Annotated in this window: 26 protein-coding genes and 4 tRNA genes; 11 read left to right on the top strand and 19 right to left on the bottom strand. The window is 70.0% G+C overall.

The features are described 5' to 3' along the window. Positions 1–240 precede the first annotated feature (240 nt). From AC5L38_RS16720 to AC5L38_RS16705, 4 genes are all read right to left on the bottom strand, one after another. A tRNA-Phe gene (locus AC5L38_RS16720) sits at positions 241–314 on the bottom strand. A 28-nt stretch (positions 315–342) separates the two neighbouring features. Further along, positions 343–417: transfer RNA gene (locus tag AC5L38_RS16715), tRNA-Asp, on the bottom strand. A gap of 103 nt (positions 418–520) precedes the next feature. Continuing rightward, positions 521–593 (bottom strand) — tRNA-Glu (locus tag AC5L38_RS16710). 92 nt (positions 594–685) lie between these two features. Then, positions 686–2188, bottom strand: a complete 1503-nt coding sequence (locus AC5L38_RS16705; protein WP_495243711.1) for a metallophosphoesterase family protein — start codon at positions 2186–2188, stop codon at positions 686–688. A 34-nt stretch (positions 2189–2222) separates the two neighbouring features. Between AC5L38_RS16705 and AC5L38_RS16700 the strand changes: the two genes are divergently transcribed. Beyond that, entirely contained in the window at positions 2223–2573 is a 351-nt protein-coding gene (locus AC5L38_RS16700; protein ID WP_495243764.1) for a metallopeptidase family protein, read from the top strand. Between the two features lie 168 nt (positions 2574–2741). Further along, positions 2742–4037 (top strand): MFS transporter, encoded by a 1296-nt coding sequence (locus AC5L38_RS16695; protein WP_495243710.1) that lies wholly within the window; start codon positions 2742–2744, stop codon positions 4035–4037. A 1-nt stretch (position 4038) separates the two neighbouring features. Here AC5L38_RS16695 and AC5L38_RS16690 read toward each other — a convergent pair whose 3' ends face one another. Then, positions 4039–4512, bottom strand: a complete 474-nt coding sequence (locus AC5L38_RS16690; RefSeq protein WP_495243709.1) for a PspC domain-containing protein — start codon at positions 4510–4512, stop codon at positions 4039–4041. 152 nt (positions 4513–4664) lie between these two features. Here AC5L38_RS16690 and AC5L38_RS16685 point away from each other — a divergent pair, with 152 nt between their 5' ends. Then, positions 4665–5822, top strand: coding sequence for an acyl-CoA dehydrogenase family protein (locus AC5L38_RS16685; RefSeq protein ID WP_495243708.1), 1158 nt, complete (start codon positions 4665–4667; stop codon positions 5820–5822). A gap of 61 nt (positions 5823–5883) precedes the next feature. Here AC5L38_RS16685 and AC5L38_RS16680 read toward each other — a convergent pair whose 3' ends face one another. Further along, positions 5884–6507: a 3'-5' exonuclease gene (locus tag AC5L38_RS16680; RefSeq protein ID WP_495243707.1), complete on the bottom strand. Its 624-nt coding sequence runs from the start codon at positions 6505–6507 to the stop codon at positions 5884–5886. Between the two features lie 116 nt (positions 6508–6623). Between AC5L38_RS16680 and AC5L38_RS16675 the strand changes: the two genes are divergently transcribed. After that, a tRNA-Lys gene (locus AC5L38_RS16675) sits at positions 6624–6696 on the top strand. A gap of 118 nt (positions 6697–6814) precedes the next feature. Here the strand turns inward: AC5L38_RS16675 and AC5L38_RS16670 are convergent. Together AC5L38_RS16670 and AC5L38_RS16665 are read right to left on the bottom strand one after the other, a co-directional pair. Further along, positions 6815–7231: a GntR family transcriptional regulator gene (locus AC5L38_RS16670; RefSeq protein WP_495243706.1), complete on the bottom strand. Its 417-nt coding sequence runs from the start codon at positions 7229–7231 to the stop codon at positions 6815–6817. A gap of 299 nt (positions 7232–7530) precedes the next feature. Then, positions 7531–8262 (bottom strand): GntR family transcriptional regulator, encoded by a 732-nt coding sequence (locus AC5L38_RS16665; RefSeq protein ID WP_495243705.1) that lies wholly within the window; start codon positions 8260–8262, stop codon positions 7531–7533. Between the two features lie 134 nt (positions 8263–8396). Here AC5L38_RS16665 and AC5L38_RS16660 point away from each other — a divergent pair, with 134 nt between their 5' ends. The 6 genes from AC5L38_RS16660 to AC5L38_RS16635 all read left to right on the top strand — a co-directional run bounded on the left by AC5L38_RS16660 (position 8397) and on the right by AC5L38_RS16635 (position 12784). Continuing rightward, entirely contained in the window at positions 8397–8942 is a 546-nt protein-coding gene (locus AC5L38_RS16660) for a hypothetical protein (protein WP_495243704.1), read from the top strand. Beyond that, positions 8939–9148, top strand: coding sequence for a hypothetical protein (locus tag AC5L38_RS16655; protein WP_495243703.1), 210 nt, complete (start codon positions 8939–8941; stop codon positions 9146–9148). Before AC5L38_RS16660 ends, AC5L38_RS16655 begins: the two co-directional genes overlap by 4 nt. A gap of 133 nt (positions 9149–9281) precedes the next feature. Further along, positions 9282–9467, top strand: a complete 186-nt coding sequence (locus AC5L38_RS16650) for a hypothetical protein (protein WP_495243702.1) — start codon at positions 9282–9284, stop codon at positions 9465–9467. A gap of 149 nt (positions 9468–9616) precedes the next feature. After that, positions 9617–10663: a hypothetical protein gene (locus AC5L38_RS16645; RefSeq protein WP_495243701.1), complete on the top strand. Its 1047-nt coding sequence runs from the start codon at positions 9617–9619 to the stop codon at positions 10661–10663. After that, positions 10660–12516, top strand: coding sequence for a hypothetical protein (locus tag AC5L38_RS16640; protein WP_495243700.1), 1857 nt, complete (start codon positions 10660–10662; stop codon positions 12514–12516). Before AC5L38_RS16645 ends, AC5L38_RS16640 begins: the two co-directional genes overlap by 4 nt. A gap of 145 nt (positions 12517–12661) precedes the next feature. Next, positions 12662–12784 carry a hypothetical protein gene (locus AC5L38_RS16635; protein ID WP_495243699.1) on the top strand — a complete coding sequence of 41 codons (123 nt, stop codon included), beginning with the start codon at positions 12662–12664 and terminating at the stop codon, positions 12782–12784. Between the two features lie 245 nt (positions 12785–13029). On the opposite strand, the gene AC5L38_RS16630 is transcribed toward AC5L38_RS16635, so the two are convergent. Then, positions 13030–13299, bottom strand: a complete 270-nt coding sequence (locus tag AC5L38_RS16630) for a hypothetical protein (protein WP_495243698.1) — start codon at positions 13297–13299, stop codon at positions 13030–13032. Between the two features lie 133 nt (positions 13300–13432). Between AC5L38_RS16630 and AC5L38_RS16625 the strand changes: the two genes are divergently transcribed. After that, positions 13433–13621, top strand: coding sequence for a hypothetical protein (locus AC5L38_RS16625; protein ID WP_495243697.1), 189 nt, complete (start codon positions 13433–13435; stop codon positions 13619–13621). Positions 13622–13724: 103 nt separating this feature from the next. Here the strand turns inward: AC5L38_RS16625 and AC5L38_RS16620 are convergent, their stop codons facing one another. The 10 genes from AC5L38_RS16620 to AC5L38_RS16575 all read right to left on the bottom strand — a co-directional run bounded on the left by AC5L38_RS16620 (position 13725) and on the right by AC5L38_RS16575 (position 21399). Continuing rightward, on the bottom strand, positions 13725–14354 hold the full coding sequence (locus AC5L38_RS16620) for a hypothetical protein (protein WP_495243696.1): 630 nt from the start codon (positions 14352–14354) through the stop codon (positions 13725–13727). 188 nt (positions 14355–14542) lie between these two features. Next, entirely contained in the window at positions 14543–14797 is a 255-nt protein-coding gene (locus tag AC5L38_RS16615; RefSeq protein ID WP_495243695.1) for a hypothetical protein, read from the bottom strand. An 89-nt stretch (positions 14798–14886) separates the two neighbouring features. After that, positions 14887–15612: a CHAP domain-containing protein gene (locus AC5L38_RS16610; protein WP_495243694.1), complete on the bottom strand. Its 726-nt coding sequence runs from the start codon at positions 15610–15612 to the stop codon at positions 14887–14889. Beyond that, positions 15596–15808, bottom strand: a complete 213-nt coding sequence (locus AC5L38_RS16605; RefSeq protein ID WP_495243693.1) for a hypothetical protein — start codon at positions 15806–15808, stop codon at positions 15596–15598. The genes AC5L38_RS16610 and AC5L38_RS16605 overlap by 17 nt, the downstream gene beginning before the upstream one ends. A 31-nt stretch (positions 15809–15839) precedes the next feature. After that, positions 15840–16310, bottom strand: a complete 471-nt coding sequence (locus AC5L38_RS16600) for a hypothetical protein (protein ID WP_495243692.1) — start codon at positions 16308–16310, stop codon at positions 15840–15842. Further along, positions 16307–16723: a hypothetical protein gene (locus AC5L38_RS16595; RefSeq protein ID WP_495243691.1), complete on the bottom strand. Its 417-nt coding sequence runs from the start codon at positions 16721–16723 to the stop codon at positions 16307–16309. The genes AC5L38_RS16600 and AC5L38_RS16595 overlap by 4 nt, the downstream gene beginning before the upstream one ends. Positions 16724–16816: 93 nt before the next feature. Then, positions 16817–17227, bottom strand: coding sequence for a hypothetical protein (locus tag AC5L38_RS16590; RefSeq protein WP_495243690.1), 411 nt, complete (start codon positions 17225–17227; stop codon positions 16817–16819). Position 17228: 1 nt separating this feature from the next. Next, complete coding sequence (locus tag AC5L38_RS16585) at positions 17229–19082, bottom strand: hypothetical protein (protein ID WP_495243689.1); 1854 nt, start codon at positions 19080–19082, stop codon at positions 17229–17231. 7 nt (positions 19083–19089) lie between these two features. Further along, on the bottom strand, positions 19090–20955 hold the full coding sequence (locus AC5L38_RS16580; protein WP_495243688.1) for a hypothetical protein: 1866 nt from the start codon (positions 20953–20955) through the stop codon (positions 19090–19092). Positions 20956–20970: 15 nt separating this feature from the next. Further along, positions 20971–21399, bottom strand: a complete 429-nt coding sequence (locus tag AC5L38_RS16575) for a hypothetical protein (RefSeq protein WP_495243687.1) — start codon at positions 21397–21399, stop codon at positions 20971–20973. Position 21400 lies beyond the last annotated feature (1 nt).

Below are 21400 nucleotides of genomic sequence, written 5' to 3'. Positions count from 1 at the left end.
TGCCCCTGCACTGTCAACCGCCTCGCTCGCAGTGCTGAACTCACTCTGCGGCACCCAGTCGATTCGGCCCATGACCTCGGGTAAGCGCTACCGCTTACCCGCATCACCGAGGCTCCTCGTTTGAGGCATTACAAACTTCGATAGAAGCTGGCCCACGTTCCGCCGGGACGTTGCTGTCACCAGACATCAAAAAGCCCCGGGCCATAGTCGGCTCGGGGCGTTTGTGCTGCTCAGTTGCTGTGGTCAGGGGCGGGGTCGAACCGCCGACCTTCCGCTTTTCAGGCGGACGCTCGTACCGACTGAGCTACCTGACCTCGGTGGTGGATCGAACACCTACCAGAGCGGTCCTGACGGGACTTGAACCCGCGACCTCCACCTTGACAGGGTGGCGAGCACTCCAAACTGCTCTACAGGACCTTGCTTCCGGGGTTTTTGTCCCGGTCTTTCTTGCCTTGCTTAGCCTACCAGTTTTCCGGAGGTCTTCGACCTGCCGTTTCCCTGGCGAGCCTTGGCTCGGCCGTGCCCCCAACGGGATTCGAACCCGTGTCGCCGCCTTGAAAGGGCGGTGTCCTAGGCCACTAGACGATGGGGGCTCGAGACTCTCGTCTCGTTCCGTCGCCGTCTTCCGCTGGAGACCTCTGAAGCATAGGGGACTTTTGCCCCCGATGCCAAAGCGGTTTGCGGCCTACGGCGTCGGTGTGACGGTGATCGACGCCGTTGGAGACGGAGCGATCGTCGGCACAGGAGAAATTGTACGGCCAGGGTCGGTCTCAACGTGACGCTGGATCTGAACCGACTGCTCGCCGAGCCCTCCCAGGGTGATGTCGTCCCAGGCCCGCAGGCGGTGCGTGTTGGCGTCGAAGTACAGAACGGAGGCCGCGACGGGGGTGGGTTCGTCGTGTTCGAGGGCCCGAAGGCCCGCTCCGCCGGTGGATCCCTGGACCAGGACGCGGGTGCCCGAGGGCAGCAATTCGGTGGATCGCTCGTGGGAGTGACCTGTGAGGACCATCGGGACCGCCCCGGAGAACCCCTTGGCGATCGTCGGGTCGTGGACCGCGACCAGATCGACCCGCTTGGGCAGCTTCGCCAGCTCGGCGGCGCGCGAGCGGCCGAGGGCGGCGAGCGATTCGAGGTTGGAGTCGACGGGGACGGACTTGTCCGGGGTGAACCGGGGGTCGCCCATGCCGTAGATGCGCAGCCCCGCCACGGTCTTGGCCTCGCCGTCGAGGACGACCGCGCCCTTCTGCCTGGCCACGGCCCGCTGGGTGACCATGGAGTCGTGGTTGCCCCTGACGAAGACGTACGGGACGCCGAAGGTGCCGATCTCCTCGGTGAACCTGTCCTCGGGGCCGGTGCCGTGGTCGGTCAGGTCGCCGGTGTCGATGATCGCGTCGATCTTGAACTGGGCGGTGACCGAGCGGATGAGGTTCCAGGCGATGGGGCTGAGGTGGATGTCGGAGACGTGCAGCACCCGGATCGAGGTGGGGTCGGCGTCGTAGACCGGCAGGGCGGAGACGACGTCGTAGAGCTGGGAGACGTTGTTGACGAGCTTGGCGAGCTGGACCCGGTAGGACTCGAACCTGGTCACGATCGACTCGGCGTCGCCGACGAGGGACGGCGCGCCGGCCAGCAGGCCGGTGTACTTGGGTTCCACCACGGAGTCGGGCCGGAAGGTCAGGGCGATGGCGGCGCCCGTACCGGCTATCGCGACGGTGATGCCCAGCAGGCCCGCCAGGGCCGGTCCCGGGCGCCGGAAGACGATCAGGGACGTGATCAGGGCCCCCGTCACGCCGCAGAGCGCGGCGCGCAGGATCAGCGTCCTGACGCCGGCGCCCAGCTCCTCCTCCAGGAGCGCGGGGAGCCGGTCGGCGGAGAACCTGGGGTCGTCCAGGAAGCCGCGGGCCCGGTCGGGGTTGATGTTCTCCAGGGTCACGCGGAGGCCGACCGGGGCGTCATGGGTGTCGAACAGGAGTGTGCCGAAAGGGTGAGCGTCCACGACGGTCTCCCCGGCCCACGAGGGCTCGGCCGACATGCCGAGCTCCACAGGGCCGACGTTGGACCGTACGGCCCCGCCCAGCATGATGCCGAGCCACGCCCCGGCCAGGGCGACGGCGGCGACGACCACACCGCGGGCGATTCGCCCGGTGACGAGACGGCGGGCTCTCTGGGTCCAATCAGCGAATTTCATGCGCCTCCACCTCTACCCGGGTTCACGGGGCAGAATGACGGGTGTGATCGAGATCTCGCGGGAGAAGTTCGAGGAGCTCGTGGCAGAAGCCCTGGACACCATTCCCCCCGAGCTGACGAAAGTCATGGACAACGTGGTGCTCGTCGTCGTCGACGACCCACCAGAACCGGATCTTCTAGGTCTCTACACGGGTATCCCACTCACCGAGCGTGGCGAGTGGTACGCAGGAGTGCTACCCGACCGGATCGAGATCTACCGCAACCCCATCTGCTCGATCTGCGACACAGAGGAACAGGTCGTCGAAGAGGTGCAGATAACCGTTGTTCATGAGATCGCCCACCATTTCGGCATCGACGATGACCGGTTGCACGAGCTGGGCTGGTAAGTAACCCCGCACAGCATCTCAAAGCCCTTCTTTCCGGAATGTCGCCGCTTATCATTACGGTTTGCATGCGCTTGATTGCTTTCGGTTGCGCGCGGGCTTCGCAACAGGCACCGTAGGTTACACAGTGAACACCCACAGTCAGTGTGCCTGCGAGCTCAGCGGAGTCCTATGGCGGCGACCAAGTCCGGCCGACTACCCGGGCGGCATCGCCGTCCGGCGGAACGCCAAGCGACCTACGGCGAGGTCATCGCCATCAGGGAGTTCCGCGCGCTCTGGCTCGGCCAGGGGCTTTCTCTCCTCGGTGACCAGCTCTCACGAGTGGCGCTGTCCGTCCTGGTCTTCGAACGGACGGACTCTCCCCTGGCGACGGCGTCGGTCTACGCCCTGACCTACCTGCCACCGATCATCGGCGGGCCGCTTCTCGCGGGGCTCGCCGACCGCTACGCCCGCCGGCGCATCATGATCTCCTGCGACCTGCTGCGGGCCCTCCTGGTCGCGCTCATGGCGGTACCCGGCGTCTCGTTCGCCGCGCTGTGCGCGCTGGTCTTCTGCGTCGTGCTGCTCAGCGCACCGTTCTCCGCGGCGCGGGCGGCCCTGCTGCCGGAGCTGCTCGAAGGCGACCGCTACGTGGCGGGGTCCGCCCTGCAGAACATGACCAATCAGGGCGCGCAGATGCTCGGCTTCGCCGCCGGCGGCGTCCTGATCATGGGAATGGGGCCGTACCGCGCTCTGGCGCTGGACGCGGCGACCTTCCTGGCCTCCGCGCTCATCATCGTCTCGGGGGTACGGCGGCGTCCCGCCCCCATCCCCGCCGACGAGAACCGGCCCTCGATGTGGACGATGACCCGTGCGGGCGCCAGGCTGGTCTTCGGCGACCCCCGGCTGCGTACGCTGGTGCTCTTCGCCTGGCTCTGCGGCTTCTACGTGCTGCCCGAGGGGATCGCGAGCCCGTACGCCGACGAGCTGACCGGAAATCCCCAGGAGCTATCGCTGGTCACCGGCCTGCTGATGGGCGCCATGCCCACCGGTACGGTCGTCGGCGCGTTCCTCTACAGCCGCTACGTCAGCCCATCGAACCGGCTGCGGTCGATGGGCTGGATGGCGATGCTGACCTGCGCGCCGCTGATCCTGTGCGCCGCGCAGCCACCGCTTCCTGTGGTGCTGCTGCTGTGGTTCGTGTCCGGCCTGGGCGGGGCCTACCAGCTCGCGGCCAACGCCGCCTTCGTGCAGTGCGTCCCCGCCGAGCAGCGGGGACAGGCCTTCGGCCTGGTCCAGTCGGGCCTGCTGGCCTCCCAGGGCATCGGCATCCTGGCCGGTGGGGCCGCGGCCGACCACCTCGGTCCCGAGACGGTCGTCGCGCTGGCCGGCGCGGCCGGGCTCGCCCTGTCGGCCGCGCTGGCCGTGTTCTGGAGGAGGTCCCGCAGGGAGATCATCGAGAGGGTTCGCGCGGAGGCGACCTCCTGACTCACACCTGGGGGCGGGTGTCGTCGTCCTGCCGCGGCGCCGTGCCGTACGGCGCCTGGGGGGCGACGGGCGGGGCGGGCGGGAAGGGGGTCTGGTGGGTGGTGGTGTACTCCGGGGCCGGCTGGTACGGCGCGCGGTGGTGGTCGGCGACCTTGTCGGCGGCCTTGCTGGTGGCCTTGGCCCAGCTCTGCTCGGCCTTGGTCCTGGCGTCCACCCAGATCGGGTTGTCCTTGTTCTTGTCGATCACGTCCTGCAGGACCGACCTGTCCTTGTTCTCGTCGGGCAGGAGCACCCAGCCGATCGCGTAGACGGCCACCCCGAGGCCACCGAAGAAGGTGGCGATGGCGAGGGCCGCCCGGATGATGTTGGGGTCCACCCCGACGTAGCGTCCGAGGCCGGAGGCCACACCCGCGATGATGCGACCGTCCCTGGTCCGCTGGAGCTTCTTGACGCCTGCGAAGTCGTTTTCGTTCATGTCCTCAGACTGCCCGAGGGGGGACGTTCCTCACATCGGGATTCCCCCTGGCACGACCCTGACATACACCCCGCCCCGGGCCGAAAGTGACCCTGACCCCCGTCCCACCCGCACCGGTAATACCCTGACAGGGCCGAGAGAGAGGGAAGCCCATGGACGATCTCCTGCGCATCGACGACACGCTCTCCGAGGAGCAGCGCCTCATCCGCGACACCGTACGGGACCTCGTCGCGGACCGGATCCTCCCCCACGTCGGCGACTGGTTCGAGGAGGCCGTCTTCCCCGCCCGCGAGCTCGCCCCGGCCCTCGGCTCGCTCGGCGTGCTGGGCATGCACCTGGAGGGGTACGGCTGCGCGGGCCTCGACGCCGTCTCGTACGGCGTGGCCTGCCGCGAGCTGGAGGCGGGGGACTCCGGGCTGCGGTCGTTCGTGTCGGTGCAGGGCTCGCTCGCGATGTTCCCGATCTGGAAGTACGGCTCCGCGGAGCAGAAGGAGGAGTGGCTGCCCCGGATGGCCGCGGGCGAGGCGATCGGCTGCTTCGGCCTGACCGAGCCCGACCAGGGCTCCGACCCGGCGGGCATGCGCACCCACGCCAAGCAGGACCCCTCGGGCGACTGGCTCCTCAACGGCGCCAAGATGTGGATCACCAACGGCTCCATCGCCGATGTCGCCGTGGTCTGGGCGCAGACCGAGAACGGCGTCCGCGGCTTCGTGGTGCCCACGGACACCCCGGGCTTCACCGCCCCGGAGATCCACCGGAAGATGTCCCTGCGGGCCTCGGTGACCTCGTCGCTGTACTTCGACGACGTCCGGCTGCCCGCGTCCGCCGTACTGCCCGGGGTGCACGGCCTGAAGGGCCCGCTGTCGTGCCTGTCGGAGGCCCGTTTCGGCATCGTGTGGGGCGTGGTGGGCGCCGCCCGCGCCTGCCTGGAGTCGGCCACCGACTACGCCGTCTCCCGCGTCCAGTTCGGCAGGCCCATCGGCGGCTTCCAGCTGACCCAGGAGAAACTCGCCTGGATGTACGTCGGCCTGGGGCAGTCGCAGCTCACCGCCCTCCACCTGGGCCGCCTCAAGGACGCGGGAACCCTCACCCCGCGCCAGATCAGCTTCGGCAAGCTCGCCAACGTCCGCGCCGCCCTGGACATCGCCCGCCAGGCACGCTCCATCCTGGGCGGCAACGGCATCACGCTGGAGTATCCGGTGATCCGGCACATGAACAACCTGGAGAGCGTCCTGACGTACGAGGGGACCGAGGAGATCCACACGCTCGTGCTCGGCGAGGCCCTGACCGGGATCGCCGCCTACCGCTGATCCTGCCCGGGGTTCGCCCGCGGCTCCCGTCCGAGGTTCGCCCGTGGCTCCCGCTCAGGGCTCATCGGCGGCGGGGAGGCCGCTGGGGCAGCCCGGAGGGACGCCACTCGGGGGCCTGGGCCGCCCTGGCGAGCTCCGCCTCCCAGGAGGCGCCCGTACGTAGGTAGAAGCGGAGCAGCTCGGCGCCGGCGCGGGCGTCGGCCAGCGCGGCGTGCGCGCCGAGGAGCGGGATTCCGGCGCGCTCGCAGCACGCGGCGAGCGTCCACCTGCCCTCGGGGATGAAGGCGGGCGCGAGCCGCTGCGTGCACAGGGTCTCGGTCACCCACTCGCTGCCGGGAAGGCTCCGCAGGAAGCGCAGGTCGAAGGAGGCGTTGTGGGCCACCAGAACCCGGCCCGCGACCCGCCGCCAGATCTCGTCCAGCACCTCCTCGATCACCGGCGCGCCCTGGACCATCGCGTTGGTGATGCCGTGGACGTGAACGGCCCCGGTGCCGCGGCGGGGGTCGACCAGCGAGTGCCACTCGTCGACGATCTCGCCCCCGGCGTCCAGCGAGATGAGCGCGATCTCGCAGATCCGGTCGCCCCTCGACGGCGAGAAACCTGTGGTCTCCACGTCGACCACCACATAACCTGGGCGCGTGGAGACATGGGAGGTGAGGGCGGGCTCAAGCCCCGAGCTCGTCATGCCTGCCACTCTAGGAGCCGCCCCCGCCTCTCACCGGGCGTTCCACAAACAGATGACCATGAATGGGCCTGGCGACGGACGTTAGTGGACACTATCCTCGGTACGCTGTCACCTGCGGGGCGTTAGCTCAATGGTTAGAGCTGCGGACTTTTAATCCGTAGGTTCTGGGTTCGAGTCCCAGGCGCCCTACCCCTGCCTGACCTGGCGATACGGGCTATTGATGATCGCCAGGTCAGGCCCCGTGACAGCATAAAGTGACAGCTTGAAGGGATGCGGAACCTCGCGGATCCTCGCGGAAATCCGTACCTCAGTCCCGTCTGTTGATCTTCAAGACGGCCCTGTCCGCCGGCACCAGCTCCGTCACCGGACCCTCCGGTCCCTCGCGCTCGATCACGAGCAGCGGGACCCCCTCGGGGATCTTCATTTCCTTGCGCTCCTGGGGCGTCGGCATCCGCGCACTCACGTCGGCCGGCCCTTCGATGTCCATGGGCACCCGAATCTCCCTCCGGACGTACGACCCCCCACGGCGCCGGGTCTCCACCAGGCCTTGGCCTCGGAGCTCCTTGATCGCCGCGCGCACCGTGATCCGCGCGAGGTCGTACTCCTTCATCAGCTCCGTCTCGCTCGGCAGCTTCTCCCCGGGCGGGAGCTTGCCGATCCGCGCCCGCAGGAGATCCGCGAGCTGGAGATACGCAGGTGTGTAGGAGTCACGATCTATGGACACACGGCGAGGGTATAGGCGCAGGTCAGCGCCTGTGTAAATGACTATAAGCGCTGATACTCTTGTGCGCTTGTCAGTACCAAGGTTACGGTGAGCGTCCAACTTGCTGCGATCAGTCGCTAGCAAGCAGGGTCAGGCGGCCCGTCCGGGCATGTCCAGGAGCACCATGTCCGGTCTGGGCGAGAGGCGACCCCGCGCTGGGAGTGTGCGGGGTCGCCTCTCAATCGTCCCTCTGCCGATCAAGTGGCAGCGAGGTTATGCGAACTCGATCATGGCCAGCATCGGCCAGCGCACCGCGCTCCTTACAGGACGATGCGGTCCACCCGCACGGCGCGATCCCCAGGGATGACGATCGGGTCCGCGACCTCGACCACGCGCCCGGCCGCGTACATCAGACGGGTGATCGAGAACACCGGCACCCCGACCGCGATCCCGAGCAGGTCAGTCTCCTCCGGCGTCGGCATGCGCGTCGCGGTGTCCTCGGTAATGCGGTCCACCTCGATGCCGAGCGTCCGCAGCTGGCCGATGTTGCCGCCGGGCCACGGCTCGTTGTGCGGGTCAGCGACCGGCGTGCCCTCGACGTCGACGGCCAGCAGGCACGAGCGCGACATCTGGGACGGCGAGCCGGAGGCATAGAAGACGAACCGGCGCTCCAGCACTCTGGCGCCGGGGTCGACACCGAACAGATCGGCCAGGCGCTCGTCGGCCTCGATCCACCGGAACGCCTTGTCCAGCCTGTACTGCGACCAGGCGATCCCGGCGTCGTACGTGAACGACGTCTGGGGCTGTTCCTGGGGGCCGGCGTCGGCGAGGTAGCGGTCCATGGAGATGCGTCGCACGGGCGGGCGCTCCCGGACATACGTGCCGGAGCCCTGCCGCGATTCGATCAAGCCCTCGTTGCGGAGGATCTCCAGCGCCCGCCGGATGAGGATGTCCGAGACTCCGTGCTCCTCGGCGAGCAGTCGCTGCGCTGGAAGCTTCGTGCCTGGGGCGAGCTCGCCCGTTGTGATCAGGTCGCGCAGATGATCAGCCACGCGGAGATAGGCGTGTGGCCTCTCGGTCACTTCTACCCCCCGAACTTCAGATTGGCTTGACAGCACCGTACACGGTCGGGCAAGTTCGTATACAAACTTATTCACTCTGTATACGGCGTCGCCTTGGAGCGCCCATGCCTGCTGCTGTCCCCCATGATCCGGCACATCACGCTCACCTGTCCTACACCTGGCGCGACGAGTACTGGCACCTGATCGACACTCCAGATCCCGCCGTCGTCCTGGTCTCCTCCAGCGTGTCCAAGGGCGACCCCTACCCCACCCTCGCGCAGGCTGAGGCCGCGTTCTGGCGCAGCGTCGCCAGCAGCATCCTGACCCACGACCAGCGCGTCGTCTCTGTCATCTGGCCCACGGCCGACGTCGAGGCGGCTGTACTGATCGACCCTGGCACCGGCTTGTTCCACCTCGCCTGCCGCGACGGCGAAGCAGCCGGAGCCCGGTGGTTCACCACCGAGACCGAGGCCCGCACCGCATGGATCGACGCCGTACGGGCGATGATCGCCGACCGCTTTCCCGGCTGGACTGTGTGGACCAGCGACATCGATCACTGGTGGGCCACCCGCGACACCGACGTCACCCGCGAGGAAGTGAAAGCAGGCATCCATCGCACGCTGACCGCAGGTACTCCCCTCGGCCTCGTCGACGAGTTGGAGAAGACGTGAGCTTCAGCGACCCCCACGCGATCTGTGCTTTCTGCCACCTCGACCTTGAGCGGCGCTCCGGTCTGCACGGGTTCATCTATCTGGACTGGCGGCTCGACCCGAAGCTCGACCGGGTCGCCTGCACCTCCAGGTCCAGCCCGGACAAGAAGCACGCCCCGCTGGACACCTCGGCGGACGTCGGCCAGGTGATCACCCGCCGCCTATGATCCCCCGGCTGCCGGTGCCCGCCGGGGGCGGCGGCAGCCGGGCCAACCGTGGTCCCGCCCACCACTTGGACGGAAGTGGACGCCCCTCGCGCGGATGGGCAGGGCGGGACCACCCCTACTCACCGGAGAGCATGTGACCACCCCAGAGCCCACCCCCGATCAGAGCGCCGACGATCTCCTCGACCAGATCCTGGAGCAGCTCGACAAGGACCCGGCTGCAGCTCTGGAGGCGATCAAGAAGCGCTTCCCCCAGCACGCCGACGACGCCCCGCCCGACGAGCACAGCGAGGACGGGACCACCCCCCACTCCGGCAGGTAGCAGAGCCCCCTCTCTTCCTGCCGGCCCCGGCCCCCGCGCGCGCTGAAGGGCAGCGCGCGCGGGGGCCCCTGAAAACACAACGACCCTGCCGGCGTTCGAGCGCCGGCAGGGTCACCGCCTGATCCCCACCTACCTGGAGACCGAGCAGCATGGCCGAGAGTACGAGCACCACCTCCATCGCGCTACCCATACGCGCCACCCCGCACCGCCGCGACTGGACTGTGATCATCACGGTCGGCATGGTCGCGGGCTCCACCGTCATCGCGTCCTTCACCGCGCTGGCCGGTCTCGGCCTCTTGGCGGGCTGGACCAAGATCTTCGACGTGTTCGGCGCCGAGCTCCCGATGAGCTGGCTCGTGCCGCTCAGCGTGGACGCCTACGGGGTCGGCGCCGCGCGCATCACGACGAACAAGGCGAGGTACAGCGCCGAGGTACGCCAGCACGCGTTCTGGCACGCGCTCGCCGCGGTGCTCGTCTCCGTACTCGGCAACGCGGTGTACCACCTGATCGAGGCCCGGGTGATCGTACTCGGCGACTCGGCGTGGGTACTGATCGTCGCGGTGTCGATCCTGCCGCCGATCGCGCTCGGCGGCCTGGTGCACCTGCTCGGCATGATCGGCCGGGCCGACGTACCCGAGGACGTACCCGCCGAGGTGCGCCAGGCGCCCGCCGTACCCGCCCCCGTACCCGCTGAGGTACGCGCGCCCGACGTCGTACCCGCGGCCGCGCCGACCGTACTCCTGCCGCCCGGCGTCGCCCCCGTCCCATCCCCCCTGGACTCCTACGCCGACCGGTGGCGGGAGTTCAGCGAGGACCTGGCCGGGCCGGTCGACCCGGCCCCGTACTCGGGCGGGTACGCCCCCGGCGACGCCGTACCCGAAGAGGTACAGCCGCACCTGGGCGCCGCTCCGGAGTGGTCGGAGGTCGTTCCGGATCGTTCCGCGCCCGTTCCGGCCGAGGGCCAGCAGCAGGTCATCCCCGTGCTCCCCGAGGTGCCGGAGCCGCGCGAGCTGTACCTGCGCGCGGTGCAGACCTTCGCGCCCGGCGGCGAGCTGGCCGAGGTCCCGCCCATCAAGACGATCAAGCGGGAGCTCGCCTGCGGGCAGCCGCGGGCCGAGCGGGTGCAGGCGTACCTGACCGATCTAGTCGAGGGGCCGCGCGGTGCTGCCCGTACCCGGCACGAGGTAAGCGCGTGAGCATCAGCACCACCGAGCGGCCGGCCGAGGAGGCCGAGCCGCTCGCCGAGTTCGTCCGCCCGTCGACGCCGACCGAGTTCTGGGAGCGCCGTACCCGCAGCCGTACCCGGGAGGTACGGGTGCGGGTACGTACGGCCGCGCACCGGGTACGGCAGGGCCGGTACGGGGTACGCGCCGGGCGGCTGGTGTGGCGGGCGGGTACGGCGCCCGTCGACGGGACCGCGTTGCTAGCCCGCGCGTACTGGCGATGGGTACGCGCCGATGACTACGCCCGCGCCGACGACCTGAAGTTCGTCGAGCGGGTACGGACCCGGCGGCGCCGCACCGCGTGGTGGGTAGGCGGCGGGTACGTCCTGTCGTCCGCGATGGGCGCGTACGTCACGGGTGGGTCGGCGGCGCTCCTGGCGGCCGGTGCCGTGGTGAGCGTCGGCACTGCGGCCGAGGTCCGCAAGCGCGTCAAGGCCCGCCCGGTGCCGCTGCGCTTCCCCGGGCTTGGGACCGGCCGGACCCCGGCCGAGGGCGTCGTGGTCAAGGCGGCGATCGCCGCGCGGCTCGGCCGCCCCGAGGGGATGAAGCTGGCCGCGCCGGTGCTGGCCGAGGACGGCGGCTGGTCCACCGTGCTGCAGCTGGCGCCCGGCGACCGGGCACGGGCCGCCCTCGGCAAGGAAGGCGCGTTCGCCAGCGCGCTCGGCACTGGCGAGAGCCAGGTGTTCTTCAAGGCGCTGGACGAGCACGCCGGGCAGCTCGCCGTGTTCGTCGCCAAGGCCGACCCGTTCCTCAAGGTGTACCCGCACCCGCTGATCGGCCGCACCGAGCCGTGGGACTTCTGGCGGGGCGTCCCGGCCGGTCCCAACGGGCGCGGTGAGGAGGAGTGGCTGCGCCTGGTCGACGCCTCCCTCATCGTCGCCGGGGAGCCACGCGCCGGGAAGTCGGCGGCGGTCAACGGGATCCTCGCGGCCGCCGCGCTGGCGCCCACCGTGCGCATCCATCTGTGGGACGGCAAGGGCGCCGGTGACCACCGGCCGTGGAGGAGAGTCGCGCACACCGCCGAGAAGCGCAACGCCAAGGGACTGCTGCACCACCTGCTGCGGATGCAGGCACAGATGGAACGCGTCTTCGACATGCTCGACGAGGCGGGCGGCTCGACGAAGTTGACGCCCGAGCTGTGCCGCCAGCTCGGCATCGACATCGAACTCACGGTGGTCGACGAGACCCGCTACTACGTCTCCTCCGAGCACGGCGAGGAGATCGTGGAGCTGATGGTGGACATCGCCTCGCGCGGCCCGGCCGCCGGTGTGCTCCTGGTCCTGGCGACGCAGCGGACCACGCGGGAGGGCATCCCGCCGAAGCTCAAGGGGGTGTGTTCCCTCAGGTGGGCGATGCGGTGCGCCGACAGCATCGCCTCCAACGCGGTGCTCGGCCCCGGCGCGGTCGGCGCCGGATACGACGCCTCCGAGATCCCCCGGTCTCACCGCGGCGTCGGCATCCTGGACGCGGACGGCGCGGACCCTGCGCGGCTGCGCTCGTACTTCCTCGACGACCAGGGAACCGACCTCACCGACGTCGCCGACGTCGCGTACGAGCTGCGCCGGGCGGCCGGGACGCTGCCCGCCCGGGAGAGCGCGGCCGCCGTCGACGTCGACCCGGCGCGGGAGATCCTGGCCGCCATCGAGGAGGCGGGGCGGCTGCACACCGTCGACCTGGTCGAGGCGCTGGGCCCGGGGTGGACTCCGGAGCGGATCGCCGCCGCGCTCAAGCCGTACGGGGTCGCGCCGCGGTCGGTGAAGATCGACGGCCGGGTCTTGCAGGGCTACCGGCGCGAGGACCTCGCGGCCGCGGGCGCCGGGGTCTGACCCGGGCCTACCGGGCCCCTACCCGACCAGCTGCCCCTACCTGGCCCTTACCGTGCCTGACCTGCGCGGTAGGGGCGGTAGGGCCATTTCCCGCACACCCAGAAACCACTCCCGGGCGCCCGCCTGGGGGACCGAAGGAGGCACCATGGCGAAGGACAAGAAGACCGGCAAGAGCACGAAGACCGGCAGGACCGGCGAAACCGTGGTCAACGAGGCGGGCGAGGACGTCGCCCAGGTCGGTATCACCTTCGGCGCCCGGGGCCGGTGACGGCGTGGAGCTGGTGATCGTGGGAATCACGGTGGCGGCGATCGCGTGGCGGTGGGATCGGCGCCGGCATCCGCTGCGGCGGTGCCCGTCCTGCCGGTCCTCCCCGGGCCGGCGGATGTCGGCGTGGAACCGGGAGGCGTACGGCGCGTGCCGCCGGTGCGGCGGCAAGGGGGAGATCCCCCGCCGGTGAGATGAGACGACGCCCGCACCTCGGCCGAGGTGCGGGCGTCGCGCGTGTCCGGGGTCTACTTGTCGAGCTTGCCGGAGCGCTTCATCCATGGCTCGACGATGGCCCAGGACCACGCCGGAGAGCCGTTGACCTCGCCGAGCGGGTCGGGCATCGGCTCCTCCTTCGGGCGGGAGGCGTTGCGGGAGGGGCGGCCGGCCTCGACCCAGGCGGCGCGGCGCTTCTCCCACGACCTGACGGTGCCGACCTTGACCGGTACCCCGTGTTCCTGCTCGGCCCTGGCGCAGATCTCCAGGGCTCCCACGATGTCGAGTGCGGTGTCTGCCATGCGTTGACCGTACCACAAAGACGACAGTCACAGGTGAGTAACAGATGGCGTGATCGCAGCTTTTCCGGTACGTCCAATGCAGCTTTTCCGGTACAGTCATACATGACAGCAGGAACGACGAACGGAGCCCGACATGAGCACCCAGAACCCCCTCGAGAACCTCCTCACCGCCGACGCCCTCGTCGCCCGCCTGATGGAGCGCCTCACCCCCGCCGCCCGGCAGAGCATCGTGGCCGGGTTCACCCCGCAGGAGCAGGGCCACGTGGACGCGGCGATCGAGCGCGACGCCCTGCGCCACCGCTACTGCGAGTGCTGCGCCTGAGCGGCCACCCCGCCCCGCCACCCGGCGGGGCGGACGTCCTGCTGTCACACGGAAAAGCGCCGCCCTCCCCGGATGGGGAGGGCGGCGCTTTCGTGCGTACGGGCTACGGGGCCGGCGTCGGGGTACCCTGCCCGCCGGTCGAGGAGGAGGACGGCGTCGGGGTGGGCGTCGGCGCCGGGTTGCCCTTCGCCGGCTCCTTGGTGACCTTGCAGTCATACGCCGCGATGGCGTAGCCGCTCAGCAGCTTGCAGGTGGTCCAGACGGGGCCGACCTTGTAGGCGTAGACGGCGGGCAGCCCGCCGTCCTTCCCGTCCTGGCCGTCCGCGCCGTCCTCGCCGTCCGCGCCGTCCTCGCCGTCCGCGCCGGGCTTGCCCGCCGGACCGGTCGGACCGGCGGGACCGGTCGCCCCCGGGACGCCGCGCAGACCGCGCGGCCCCTGGGTGCCGATGCCCGCCTCACCCTTCGGCCCCTGCGGGCCGGCCGGGCCGCGCTCGCCCTGCGGGCCGGGGCCCGACACCGTGCTCTGCCCCTGGCCGCCCCACGACAGCGGCGCCTCGGTGGTCCGGCACTTCGCGCTGGCGTTGACGATGCGGACGTAGCGCGTCTTCTTGTGGACGCAGGAGTACACCACGTCGCCGGGGGCGGCCTGCGCGGCCGAGGCGGTGGTGACGCTGGACAGGCCGACCGCGAGGACCGCGGTCGCCAGCAGGGCGGCAGGCGTCTTGAAACGCATGGATGACTCCAGAGGGGAGGAAGGGAAGGCCGTGGCGCGGCTGCACCAGAGTGTCAGATGCGTGCGCAATGGACCGGGACAATGAGCATTTATGCTCACCATTCGTGTATGGGGGCATCTGCCCGATTGATGCCGGACGCGCGAAGATCGCCCGCCCTCCCTGAAGGGGAGGACGGGCGAGCGCCGATCTACCGCTGTGAGTCCGGGAGGTCCGGGCGAGCGGTGTGCTTGGCCCGGTACCCCGCCACCGCGGCGATCGCCGTCGGCAGCAGCGGAATCGTGAGAGCCTCCAGCCAGTCCGGCCAGAACGCGATCAGCGAGTGATCGGCGTCGACCGCCTGGAGCACGGCCAGCAGCGCGACGGATCCGGCGTAGCCGCCGAACGACGCCCACTTGACCTTCGCCTCGACCGGCGAGGACTCGGTGACAGGTTCTCCGTGCATACGTCCCTCCAATGGGACAGCCCGCCACCACGGCGGGGAGTGTGGGGAGCGCTCGACCAGCGGGCCGGCGCGGTGAGGGTCGGTGCGTCTCACAGGCCGAGCAGCTTGGGCCAGGTCTTCGGCCCGACCTCGCCGTCTCGGGTCAGGCCCTTGTCGCCCTGCAGGCGCTGCACCTCGGCGGCGACCGGCGGCGAGTACACCGTCGGGTCGACGACCGTCGGGTTCAGGTCCTTGCCGTAGCCGCGCGCCTGCAGCAGGAAGAACACGGTCTTGACGTGGCGGCCGGTGGCGCCCGGCTTGAGCAGGGGGAGCTTGTCCACGAGGGCCTCCGTGGGATCCGCGACCGCGGCGGCCGCGGCGTAGTTGGGGTAGCCGAACCCGGCCACTCCGGCCAGCGATCGGGTGTGCTCCTGCAGCTGGTTGCTGGTGTTGCCCTCCAGCGTGCGGATCCGCCCGTCGGGCAGAACGCGCAGGACGACACCGACGTGGTCGATCGCCGCGATGCGCTTGGTGCCGCCCCAGTCGAAGTACACGAGCGCGTTCGGCCGTGGGGTCTGGCCCCACTGGCCCCGGTCCTGGAACCACTGCGCGGCGTACGGGGTGTAGGCCATGCGCGGGATGACGCTCTCGGGGATGCCCGCCTGCGCGGCCGCCCACGAGATGAGCATCTGGCACCAGGCGCCCCGGCTGAACCCGGGCGCGGGCTTGTTCTCCTCGTACCAGGCGGCGAACTTCGTCCAGCCGCCTGCCTTCTCCCGGTAGCCGAGCTCGGCGCGGATCGCGCCGATCAGCCCGCGCTCAGCCGCGGTCGCCATCGGCGTCCTCGTCGCCCTGGCCGTGAGCGCCGTCCTCCTCGGCGTCCTCGTCGCCCTGGCCGTGAGCGCCGTCCTCCTCGGCGTCCTCGTCGACGTCGTCGGGCGGGCTCTGGTCGCCGTCCTCGGGCCGCACCGCGGCGCCGTCGACGGGCTGCGGAGGAAACGGCTCGCGGTCCTCGGCGTGGTGGTCGGTCATCAGGGTTCCTTCCATCTCGATGGGCCCGGTTTCAAAACAGCGCCGGGGGCGGGGTGCCGACCTCGGCGAGCTGGGTGTTGAGCTCCTCAATGCGGGTGTTGAGCTGCTCGACCATGGATTGCCAGCGGGCCGTCTGCCGGTCGTGGTCGCGCAGCTGCTCCTTCAAGGAGTGGGCCTGGGTCTGGAGCTCCTCGATCTGGGCCCGGAGGGTCTGGCTGACGTCCTGCTCGCGCGCCAGCTGCTCGGTGACCCGGGCCGATTGCTCCTCCAGCCGGCTGATGTTCGCGCGCAGCCGCTCCAGCTCGGCCTTGAGCTCCACGACCATGCCCTCGTAGAAGGTCTTGGCCGACTCGTAGGCGTCCTTCACCGCCTGCCGGGCGGCGATCCGCTCGTCGGACTCGGCCTTGATCTTGTTGGCCTTCGTCGAGGCGCGCCCGGAGACGATCGCCGCGAACACCGCGGCGATGCCGGCGACGATCGCGGCGATGGTCTCCGTGGTCATGCCGTACCGCCCGCGCCGTAACCCTCCTGACGGCGAGCCGAGTTGAGCACCCAGGCGGCGGCCGCGAGCCAGATGGCCGCCGAGACGTAGCCACGGGGCACATCAGCCGCGAGCCAGCCCACGAGGTGTAACAACCCCCAGAAGATCTTCAGCGCGGAGGCGGCCGCGAACCCGACCCGGTCCTGAACAGAGAAGGCCTGCTGCAGGCAGATGGCGCCGACGAGGAACCACATGCCCGCCCACACCGAGTGGGGGGCGATGCTGGCCAGGTACAGGTAGGTGCTGGTGGAGGCAGACTCCGGCGTGGGAGTGAGCAGGCCGATGCCATAGACGAAGTCGAGGGCGCCGAGCATCAGGAGATCGGCGCCGCGGTGGCCGAGACGTGCGTCGAGAGCCTTCAGAGCGCGAAGCATGGCGGCCCTTCGTCGGAGGGAAAGTGGGTGCCGGCCGCGCGCCTTCCCTCGGAGCGCATTCAGCCCGCACGCGCGGACGGCACGATCAAGGGGTCAGGCGATGAGGTCCGCGCCGCGCAACGAGTTCAACAGCGCCACGAGCGCGGTGTTCAGGTTGTCGACGGTGTCAACGATCGTTTGGATCTGCGCCTGGTTGTACGACGGTGTTGCGTTGGTCAGGGGAAACGCCGGGTTCGATACGCCGGTGCCCTGCGGGAAATCCGGCACCTCCAGCACTTCCTCGCTGCCGGTGTACTCCATCGCGTGCAGCCGCCCGCCTGAGGCGAAGATCCAGACGTCGCCCGGCTCCAGCTGTTCCGGGTCCGGGCTGTCCATGGCGCGCAGAATCCAGCCCTTGGACGCCTCGGTGAGCGGGCGGCCGGTGGCCGCGGACCGCTGCGCCGTCTCCAGGCCGCGCTGCACGTCCCGCATGTCGCGGGCCTGGTCGGCGGGGAACCCGTCCACGTCACTCCACCTCCTGGTCGTCGATGAACAGCTCTGCCTCATCACGACCGTTTTCGCGGCCGACCGGGGTGACCTTCATGCCGAGGATCCGGCGCCGCTCGTCCAGGCCGGCGCCGCTGTTGACTCGCCGGAACCACTCGTCGGTGATGACGATGCGCGCGGTGTCGCCGAGCTTGTTCGGGTGGATGGTCGGCTGCTCGCCGAGCAGGACGGCGACGGACATGACGTGCGGGGCGCCGCCGGAGGTCGCAGCGAGCTCGGCGGCCACCGCGTTCAACTGCGCCAGGCTCGTCACCCCGGGCCGGTCCACGGTCCGGTCGATACGCGGCCACACCCCGGTCGCCAGATGCGGCGAGGAGTAGGCGGCCGACAGCAGCGGCTCCGAGGTGGTGGAGGCGTCGGTGTCGATGGAGTCGCCGCGGGCCCGCCACCGGGTGCCCCGCGTCAGCGGCGTCATGTCGATGTCGACGTCGAGGATCTCCCCGCCGCCCGGCGAGTCGGTGAACATGTGCGGGGCGTCGGCGTCGCCGAGCGGTTGGCCCCACACCAGGTGCAACTCCACCCCTTCGGCGCCGAGCTCGGTGTTGACCATCAGCTCGATGCCGTCGGTGCCCGCGGTGGCATCGGCCAGATGCTGGCCGTACTTACCCTTGTGGGCCTCGTAGGTGCGGGTCAGCGTGGACTCCGACAGGCCGCCCTGGACCAGGAGGCCGATGTCGGCGTGCTCCTGGCTCTGCAGGTGGTCGATGAGCTGGCGGACGATCTCGACCCGGTCTTCGTCCTCGAACGGGCCGAGGGCTTCCTCCAGTTCGACGTAGGACAGGTAGGCGATCATGTCGACGCCCGACAGGGTCAGGACAGGCCTGGTTCGGCGCTTCTTGCTGATCTTCGCGCCGATGATCCAGTACCGGCCCCAGTGGTCGTCGCCCGCCCGCCAGATGTCCACCACGGTGACGCCGGGCCCGCGCAGCAGATCCGACGGACGCCGAGGGATGATCTTCGCGACCAGGTCGCCCTCGTTTTCGTTCGCGATCGGGTAGGTCGCGGAGAAGTTACCGACGTTGATCTGTCCCCGCCTGCTGATGCGCTTCTCGAAGCTGACGCCGTGCAGGTCGAGGTCACCCAACCGGCCGCCAAACAGGCGGGAGAACCGGTAGGAGTAGAGCGCGTCGCCCGCGCCGGGCGCATCCACCGGGACCGGCGGCACGTCCGGGACGGTCACCGCGGACGGGATCGAGATGGTGATGCCGTGCGAGCCGAACACCTGCGACTCGGACGCGGTGAACGACTTCGGGCCGGACGGCGCGCTGGAGCTGATCTCCCGGGTCGCGACCAGCACCGTCAAGGCCTCGCCTGCGGTGGTGACGCGGCGCGTCACGTACCCGGACGGCGCCGACCACGACAGCGTGTCCGGGGCGAACGCGACACCGATCCGGATCTCCAGGTGACTGGCGGCGGCCGGGGCGACGTTGGGGGTGGGCGCTTGATCCGCGACCTCATACCAAGGGCCGACCGCGACCCGCATCGGGACCGTGGTGGACGCCCCGTCCGCGGTGACGATGACCACCGCGCCTGCGTTCGGCCCGGCGTGAGGGAAGGCGTACGGGCCTGTCCCGCCGCCGGGCCCGGTACGCCGGTACAGGCGCGCGTACAGGCCCAGCGAATCGTCGATGATCTGGTCTCCGACGGGCATCCACCCGGCCGGGTCTTCGATGTCGTCGAAGTCGTCGAACAGCGCAGCCTGGATCGCCCACAGGATGTCTGTGGGCGCCATTCCGGCGGGGCGGGGGACCAGGATCGTCTCGTCGGCGCCTGAGGTGGTGCCTGAGGAGATGGAGCGGTAGGACGCGGTCACGGCACCCCTAGTCCCATGCGTCGCGGTAGAGGACCTCGGCCTGCGAGCCCCCACTGGCCGCGGTGTACTCCACGTCCTGGGGGCCGCGGTCGAGGATCCAGTCCCAGATGGAGACCGAGCCGAACGACATGTCGTTGCCGACGTCAGCCAGCTCGGCGCCGGAGGTGGCGTCGTGCAGTTTGGCTGTGCCCAGGTCGGTGTCGACGATGAGTTCCTGGCCGGACGGGACGGTCAGGTTCCACTCGGTCACCCGGTCGAGGGTGAGGTTGTGCAGGCGAGGACCGACGGTCAGACCTGGGAAGATGATCAGCGGATTGGTCTCGCTGTTCCCGGCGTTGGTGATCTCCACGATGCTGTTGATCGGGACCGTGACTCCGGTCGCGTTCACGTTGTAGCGGCGGGGTTCGGCGAGGATCCACTGGAGCACGATCTTTCCGACGCCCATCCTGAGCAGGAGATCGCCGGGGATGTACACCTGGTCGATGCGGCCATACGCCAGGTAGGGCGTCCCGAGATCGTTGATCACGATCGGCGACTGCCTCGCGTCGCGCTCGTGAGGGGTCGCGTTCTCCAGCGCCAGGACCACGGCCTCGACCTCGTCGCGGCGTGCCGTGATCAGTCCGATCATCCGCAGGGTGCGCTCGCGAGACAGCGGCCGGCCCGGCGCAGACCCTCGGCGATTGGCCCTGGGCGCGTTCCCGCTGTCGGGGGAGTCCTTGCCGCGCCACCCCTCCAGGTCCTGCCATCGGTAGGGGGTGCCGCGGCCGATGATGAAGCCGTTCCACTCGATCTGGCTCGCCAGGCCGTCGAGCTGGTCTCCGGGCAGGACGGGTACGGTCGCGACGGCCCCGTCCACCGTGACACCAACTGCGACGGTGGTGAGGGTGACGTCGGCGTTGAACTCGGCGTCGACGTCCGGCGTGTAGACCGCCGTGGCCACCGAGACTGTGCCCGGTTGGATGGCCGAGCTGGTGGATACGTCCGGGGTGGGGATGGTGAGGGGGACGGCGACAGTGGTGGGGGTGACGACCTCGGCGGTGTCCACCGTCACGGCCGGCACCGGCACCGTCGTGACGACGGCGACGGCGGCCGGGACGGTGGACGCGCCCGCCGACACGGACGGGGCCGGGACGGTGGTGACGACATCGACCGCGGCCGGGGTCGAGCTCGCACCTGCAGACACGTCTGGGGCCGGGACGGTGGTGACGACATCGACGGTGGTGATGTCCACGGAGGCGCCGGTGGACGCTGGGAGGATCTCCAGCGCCGCCCATTTCCAGTTCGCGGCGTCCGACCCTGACGCGTCCAGGTTGAACGTAACCACGGTGCCCGACGACGGCGTATCAGAGGCCTTATGGATGCCGATGCCGGACGCGTAGTAGCCGCCGGCGACGTACCACCCGAACCCGGTGTCGGTGGAGGTCGGGACGCCGCCCCCGATCAGATCGAATGCCGCGCAGAACCCTCGGCTACCGGCGGCGCTGCTGGTGTAACCGTTGATCGTGACGGCGTTCGTGGTGGACGTGCCGTTGCCGGTCTGCCCGATCGGTGAGGAGGGGTGCTGTCCGCTGACCGCCAGGACCTTCAGACCGAGGCTCTGGTCGGTGCCGGTGACGGTCAGCGTGACGGTCATGGTTCCGCTGCCGGTGACCGGGGCCGTCCACACCTCGGCCCGCGCCACTGTCTCCGAGACGATGCTGGAGCGCCGCGTCCACGTCAGGCTGCCGCCGGACAGGGCGGTCGCCCCGTTGCTGGTGCACATCACTTCGGCGACCAGCAGCCCGCCCGCGGCGGGGCGGGTGAACGACGCGGTGGTGACCGTGGTGACGTCGGCGGCGGAGACGACTGCGGGTGAGGTGTCGACGCTGGGCATGACCCGCCTCTCAGATCAGGGCGTGAAGTCCATGGTGAACAGGCCGTTGGCGTGCGGAGTGATCAGCAAGGTTCCGGCGGAGGTGTTGTAGTTGCTGCCGAGGTCGATGCCCATGATTAGCGGATCACCGGACACCGGCTCGGCGAACATGTCGACATGCCGCACCCCGGTCAGGGTGGAGCTGGCCCATTGGACGGCGTCGGAGCTGTACTTCATCAGCGCGGAGGCCTTGGACAGTGCGGTGCCGGTGACGACCTTGCCGCGCGCCGTGTAGCCCGTGCCGCTGATCTCGTTCGTCGCGCTGTAGGTGGTGTCGGAGTCGTAGTTCGGGCTCTTGCTGGAGGTGTAGAGCGCCCACTGGTGGGTCTCCAGATCGAAGTCGACGCCGAGCTGGGTGGTGTCGAAGATGTCCATGAAGGTGGCTGCGTACAGGCCGGATGCCATG

This window comes from Streptosporangium nanhuense (assembly GCF_059358815.1).
Note: the sequence above shows the minus strand (reverse complement) of the source record. Positions and strands in the feature narration are given on the sequence as shown.

Coding starts and splice junctions, on each gene's coding strand:
- AC5L38_RS16600 (WP_495243692.1), bottom strand. CDS start 16,310: ATGACCACGGAGACCATCGCCGCGATCGTCGCCGGCATCGCCGCGGTG.
- AC5L38_RS16660 (WP_495243704.1), top strand. CDS start 8,397: ATGCCTGCTGCTGTCCCCCATGATCCGGCACATCACGCTCACCTGTCC.
- AC5L38_RS16625 (WP_495243697.1), top strand. CDS start 13,433: ATGAGCACCCAGAACCCCCTCGAGAACCTCCTCACCGCCGACGCCCTC.
- AC5L38_RS16615 (WP_495243695.1), bottom strand. CDS start 14,797: ATGCACGGAGAACCTGTCACCGAGTCCTCGCCGGTCGAGGCGAAGGTC.
- AC5L38_RS16705 (WP_495243711.1), bottom strand. CDS start 2,188: ATGAAATTCGCTGATTGGACCCAGAGAGCCCGCCGTCTCGTCACCGGG.
- AC5L38_RS16685 (WP_495243708.1), top strand. CDS start 4,665: ATGGACGATCTCCTGCGCATCGACGACACGCTCTCCGAGGAGCAGCGC.
- AC5L38_RS16630 (WP_495243698.1), bottom strand. CDS start 13,299: ATGGCAGACACCGCACTCGACATCGTGGGAGCCCTGGAGATCTGCGCC.
- AC5L38_RS16605 (WP_495243693.1), bottom strand. CDS start 15,808: ATGACCGACCACCACGCCGAGGACCGCGAGCCGTTTCCTCCGCAGCCC.
- AC5L38_RS16580 (WP_495243688.1), bottom strand. CDS start 20,955: ATGCCCAGCGTCGACACCTCACCCGCAGTCGTCTCCGCCGCCGACGTC.
- AC5L38_RS16595 (WP_495243691.1), bottom strand. CDS start 16,723: ATGCTTCGCGCTCTGAAGGCTCTCGACGCACGTCTCGGCCACCGCGGC.
- AC5L38_RS16690 (WP_495243709.1), bottom strand. CDS start 4,512: ATGAACGAAAACGACTTCGCAGGCGTCAAGAAGCTCCAGCGGACCAGG.
- AC5L38_RS16645 (WP_495243701.1), top strand. CDS start 9,617: ATGGCCGAGAGTACGAGCACCACCTCCATCGCGCTACCCATACGCGCC.
- AC5L38_RS16635 (WP_495243699.1), top strand. CDS start 12,662: ATGGCGAAGGACAAGAAGACCGGCAAGAGCACGAAGACCGGCAGGACC.
- AC5L38_RS16695 (WP_495243710.1), top strand. CDS start 2,742: ATGGCGGCGACCAAGTCCGGCCGACTACCCGGGCGGCATCGCCGTCCG.
- AC5L38_RS16610 (WP_495243694.1), bottom strand. CDS start 15,612: ATGGCGACCGCGGCTGAGCGCGGGCTGATCGGCGCGATCCGCGCCGAG.
- AC5L38_RS16700 (WP_495243764.1), top strand. CDS start 2,223: ATGACGGGTGTGATCGAGATCTCGCGGGAGAAGTTCGAGGAGCTCGTG.
- AC5L38_RS16680 (WP_495243707.1), bottom strand. CDS start 6,507: ATGACGAGCTCGGGGCTTGAGCCCGCCCTCACCTCCCATGTCTCCACG.
- AC5L38_RS16575 (WP_495243687.1), bottom strand. CDS start 21,399: ATGGCATCCGGCCTGTACGCAGCCACCTTCATGGACATCTTCGACACC.
- AC5L38_RS16620 (WP_495243696.1), bottom strand. CDS start 14,354: ATGCGTTTCAAGACGCCTGCCGCCCTGCTGGCGACCGCGGTCCTCGCG.